The 3,477-nt window shown below is 65.3% G+C and carries 5 protein-coding genes; 3 read left to right on the top strand and 2 right to left on the bottom strand.

Features of this window, described 5'->3' with window-relative positions; translation table 11 throughout:
* The first annotated feature begins 338 nt into the window (after positions 1-338).
* From D2K64_RS23100 to D2K64_RS23090, 3 genes are read left to right on the top strand one after another with little or no spacing between them, the layout of a single operon-like run.
* On the top strand, positions 339-1,109 hold the full coding sequence (locus D2K64_RS23100; protein ID WP_120010736.1) for a LamB/YcsF family protein: 771 nt from the start codon (positions 339-341) through the stop codon (positions 1,107-1,109).
* 26 nt (positions 1,110-1,135) lie between these two features.
* Positions 1,136-1,795 (top strand): 5-oxoprolinase subunit B family protein, encoded by a 660-nt coding sequence (locus D2K64_RS23095; RefSeq protein ID WP_120010738.1) that lies wholly within the window; start codon positions 1,136-1,138, stop codon positions 1,793-1,795.
* Positions 1,792-2,745 (top strand): 5-oxoprolinase subunit C family protein, encoded by a 954-nt coding sequence (locus tag D2K64_RS23090; RefSeq protein WP_120010734.1) that lies wholly within the window; start codon positions 1,792-1,794, stop codon positions 2,743-2,745. The genes D2K64_RS23095 and D2K64_RS23090 overlap by 4 nt, the downstream gene beginning before the upstream one ends.
* Here D2K64_RS23090 and D2K64_RS26385 read toward each other — a convergent pair.
* Positions 2,709-2,966: a transposase gene (locus D2K64_RS26385; RefSeq protein ID WP_120010733.1), complete on the bottom strand. Its 258-nt coding sequence runs from the start codon at positions 2,964-2,966 to the stop codon at positions 2,709-2,711. The two genes, D2K64_RS23090 and D2K64_RS26385, sit on opposite strands and share 37 nt — an antisense overlap.
* Before the next feature lie 51 nt (positions 2,967-3,017).
* Positions 3,018-3,477 (bottom strand): YoaK family protein (locus D2K64_RS23080; protein WP_157986091.1); only part of this gene is annotated, 460 nt, incomplete at its 5' end.

Genomic DNA, 3,477 nt, shown 5'->3' with positions numbered 1-3,477 from the left:
GATCGGCCCTTCCCTCGCATCGGACCGCCCTCCTGTGGCTGCCGCTGCGCAGACCACGAACAGAAGCAAGATCCGCGACCGGACGACACCTGCGTTGACCAACCATCGCCCAGTGACAGAAGGTGTCCAGCTGGGTTCCTCTGGAAGGCGGCAGGGCGTTATCCCTGCGATCCTACCCAGCCAAACCCGCAGACCGACCCGTGCATCACAGTCGTGCCCGCCCGGACCGCTGGAACATCATTCGCGCCAGTGGCATGACCACCTGCTGCCTGACATTGTAGTCAGGCGGAGACCGGACAGGCGCTTCGGCGTGGCAGCCCAGACCAAGGAGCAGGACAATGGCGCGGACGATCGATCTAAACTCCGATCTCGGAGAAAGCTACGGTCCCTGGCGAATGGGAGATGACGAGGCGATCCTGCGCGTCGTCACCAGCGCCAACATCGCCTGCGGTGCCCATGCGAGTGATCCCGAGACGATGTTCCAGACCCTCACCTTGTCGCGGGAGCAGGGCGTGGTGGCGGGAGCGCATCCGGGCTTCGCCGACCGTCAAGGCTTCGGTCGACGCCTGATCCCGCACAGCATCGGCGAGGTGGAGCGGCTGGTGGCGACACAGATCGGCGCGCTGATGGGAGCCGCCGCTCTGGCGGGCACCACGGTTCGCTTCGTCAAAACGCACGGCGCGCTCGGCAACTGGGCTGCCGCCGAGGCTGATGTCGCCGCGGCTGTCGCGCGGGCGGTAAGGGCGGTCTCGCCCGCGCTCGCCATGCTGGCCATCTCCGGCACAGCGCTGGATCGCGCTGGACGCGATGCGGGGCTAGCCACCTTCAGCGAGATCTTCGCGGATCGCGGCTACCTCTCCAATGGCCAGTTGGTTCCGCGCAGCAAGCCCGGGGCCATGATCCACGATCCTGAGGAGGCCGCCGCACGGCTGGTGGAGTTCCTCGACACCGGCCTGATGCCGGCGATCGACGGTCCGCCTATTCGGCTGGAGGCGCAGTCCATCTGCGTGCATGGGGATAGTCCTGGAGCTGTCGCGATGGCGGGACATGTGCGCCAGCGGTTGGCCCACGCCGGCATCGAGGCGGCTTCCTTCCTGGGTGCCGCGTGATCTTGACCTATCCTGTCTTTCGCCCGGTGGCGGATCACGCGGTTCTGGTGGAATTTGGCGAAGCCATCGACCGCGCCGTGCATGACGAGGTGCTTCGCCTAGATGCCCGGGTTTCCTCCGACACAGTCACGGGCTTCTTGGAAGCGGTGCCGGCCTACGTGAACATCCTCATCTGCTTCGATCCGCTGGTTACGGATCACGCGGCAGTGGAGAAGGCGCTGCGCCGACTGATCGATGCTCCCGGGACCGCACCGGAAATTGGGCAGCAGCAGGACGTGCACATCTGCTACGATGCCGACTTCGCGCCTGATCTCCCAGCTGTAGCCCAGGCCGTCGGCCTGTCGACCGAGGCAGTAATCGCCGCGCATCTGGCGGGCGACTACCGCGTGTACATGTACGGCTTCGCGCCGGGCTACGCCTACTTGGCCGGCGTACCGGAGGCCATCCGCCTGCCGCGCAAGACCGCCCCGGTGCGCGATGTCGCTGCGGGCAGTGTGGTCATCGCTGGGCCGCAATGCCTGATCACCACCCTGGTGATGCCAACCGGGTGGTGGATCATTGGCCGCTCCCCCACGCAGATCCTCGACGGGGAAAAGGGTGAGCGCCCTGCCTTGTTCGATGTCGGCGACACCGTGCGCTTCACCCGCATCGACCGGACAGCCTTTGAGGCAGAGGCGGTTCCATGAGCAGCGCCCTCTTCAGCGTCACTGCCGCCGGGCCGCACGTTACCTTCCAGGATGCCGGCCGGGACGGGATGCTGCGCTTCGGCGTGCCGACCTCGGGGCCGATGGACCGCGCCAGCTACGCCGCCGCACAGGCTGCATTGGGCAATCCTCCGGATGCCGCCAGTATCGAGATCTCCCCCGGCGGATTGTCGCTGTCATGCCTGGAGGGCGAGGTGACACTCGCCGTCGCGGGCGGCGGTTTCCAGGTCGTGCTGGATGGCGCCCGCTACGGCGCCTGGACTGTGCTGACCATCCGCGCCGGCTCGGTGCTGTTGGTCCGCCCGGGCTTCTGGGGCTGCTGGACGTACCTGGCTTTCGCCGGGCATTTACAGGTGCCTCCCTGGCTGGGCAGTATTTCCACCCATGGACCGACCGGTCTGGGCGGTGGGCGGCTGGCAGCGGGGCAATTCCTGACCGTCACCGACACGAGGCGCCGAGCCGAACGGTTCCTGCGCATCCCCCTTCCGGCCTGGGCACGGCCGCCCGCCGAGGTGCCGGTGGTGTTGGGACCGCAGGATCGCTTCTTCGCACCGGAGACGGTTGCTACCCTGCTGCGCGAGCCCTTCACGTTGAGCGAGGCGTATGACCGAATGGGGGTGCGCCTGCGGGGGCCGGCGCTGCCGCCCGTCGCTAAGCTGGACATGCCTTCGGAACCCGTCGCGCGCGGTTCCATCCAGGTCTCCGGCGACGCCGTGCCGACGGTGCTGCTGGCTGATCATCAGAGCACCGGCGGCTACCCGAAGATCGCCACCGTGGTATCCACGAGCCTGGATCGTTTTGTGCAGCTTCGCAGTCGTCAGCGCGTGATGTTCCGGGCTGTCTCGGCGCGAGAGGCCGTCGGCATCGTCCGCAGCCGCGATCTGGCACAACAGCGCTATCTGGATGCACTCCGGCAGCTCAGCCTGGAGTAGCGGACGGACCAAGCACCGGCATTGCCTGCGGGGAGGAACCTGCTGTCGATGCAGTGCCGCTGGCGGTAGAGCGCTCTGTTTTGCGCGATGCGCTGCATGCGGCCACGGCGTAGCGAAATGCAGGGCTCGATGCCGCGATCGGTCAGAGCCTGACGGAAGCGGTTGCTGTCATAGCCTTTGTCGCCGATCAGAACACGGACAGGCGGTAAGGCATCCAACATAAATTCTCAAGATGGCTGAACCGGTTTCCAAGGTCATGCGGACGATCTTTGTCAGAGAGATCGGGCTCTTCGCACAAGTGCCGCCTCCATCGCTGGCGTAGTTCCTAGCAGGTCTAGAAAGCCTGCAAGAGGCAGAGCTGCGGCAAAGCCGAAGCTATTAAACCCCACTGTGCCCAATACGCCTCCCAGAAAGAATGCACCCAACAGGGAACCGAGCAACCAGAGCTTGGCTCGATCTGCCATCACCTGCCGGGTGACGCCAGGCTTTCGAGAATTGCGATATGCGAGCTTACCAAGCTCAATGCCGATATCGTTGATGAGGCCCGTCATGTGCGTTGTTCGCATGCGAGCGCTGGACACCTTGGTGATTGTGGCGTTCTGTAGTCCCATGACGAAGCAGAGCAGCGGCGCTGCCACTGTGACAAAGTGAGGATTGCTGGCCAACACCACGCCAGCCACACCGAAGACGGCTAGTGTCCTGATCGCGAAATTCCCAAGATCATGGGAATGG

Source organism: Teichococcus vastitatis, assembly GCF_003604215.1.
Taxonomy (GTDB): domain Bacteria; phylum Pseudomonadota; class Alphaproteobacteria; order Acetobacterales; family Acetobacteraceae; genus Pseudoroseomonas; species Pseudoroseomonas vastitatis.
This window is presented reverse-complemented; position numbering and strand designations above follow the sequence as displayed.